Annotated in this window: 1 protein-coding gene; it reads right to left on the bottom strand. The window is 69.1% G+C overall.

Annotated features, from left to right (window positions below):
• On the bottom strand, positions 1 to 751 hold a 751-nt coding region (yidC, locus tag G6026_RS15985; protein ID WP_182613748.1), incomplete at its 3' end, for a membrane protein insertase YidC.
• Positions 752 to 1,047: the final 296 nt, after the last annotated feature.

Below are 1,047 nucleotides of genomic sequence, written 5' to 3'. Positions count from 1 at the left end.
CGGGGTCCGCGGGCTTCTCCCCGTCGACCTCGAGGACCTCCCCGTCGACGACCGGCCCGCCTGCCTTCTCCTCGGCCTCCACCCGGGCGATCGCCTCCTGCTCGGCCGCCTTGGCCGCCTTCTGCCGCCGGAAGGAGTTCCACATGTTGACGAAGGTCGCGATGCCCGCGAGCACGAACAGCGGCACGGCCAGGACGAGGATGTCCTCGCGCACCAACCCGGGGTGCAGGGAGTCCATGACGTCCTGCGGCATCCGGATGTAGGAGGCGAGCGGCACCCCGAAGATCTCGGCGTTGAGGAAGGAGGCGACCTGGTCGGGGCCGAACGCCCCGTTGGTCATGGTGGAGGCCTCCTCGATCGAGACGCCGCGCGGGGAGAAGTTGAGCAGAACGTAGTACAGGCCGAGGAACACGGGGATCTGCACGAGCAGCGGCAGGCACCCGGCCAGGGGGTTGACGCCGGCGTCCGCGTACAGCGCCTGCATCTCCTTGGCCTGCTCCTGGCGGTCCTCGGGACTCTTGCGATCCTTGTACTTGCTCTGCAGCTCCTTCATCTTGGGAGCGATCTGCGCCATCTTGCGCATGGAGTACTGCTGCCGGTACATCGACCGCATGAGCAGCAGCCGCACGGTCACCACGAGCAGCAGCACCGAGCCCACCCAGGCGATCCCGGAACCAGGGTCGAACACGAAGCTGAGCACCCAGTGCCAGAACTTCATGACGAGCGACACCGGATAGGCGAAGAGGTCCACGGGCGAATCTCCAGATGGGACTGTGGCGCCGGAGCGGGCGCGCGGGATGGGGCGGGGCGGGCCGGGTCAACACTAGGAGGCCATACCCCAGCGTGCCAGGGTCAACCGGATCGGTGGGGGCCGGGGTGCCACGCGGCAGTGGTCACGGACAGGGTCTGGTAGCGGCGCCACGGCGAGCGGCGCAGTGGCGAGAGGCGCAGTGGCGAGAGGCGGCTCAGATGCTGCAGCCCACCCACACCGGCTCGGGGTGCAGCTCCACGCCGAACGCCTCGATGACGCCGTCGCGGACCTCGCGC

Source organism: Dietzia sp. DQ11-38-2 (assembly GCF_014145055.1).
In the GTDB taxonomy this organism is placed as follows: domain Bacteria; phylum Actinomycetota; class Actinomycetes; order Mycobacteriales; family Mycobacteriaceae; genus Dietzia.
This window is presented reverse-complemented; position numbering and strand designations above follow the sequence as displayed.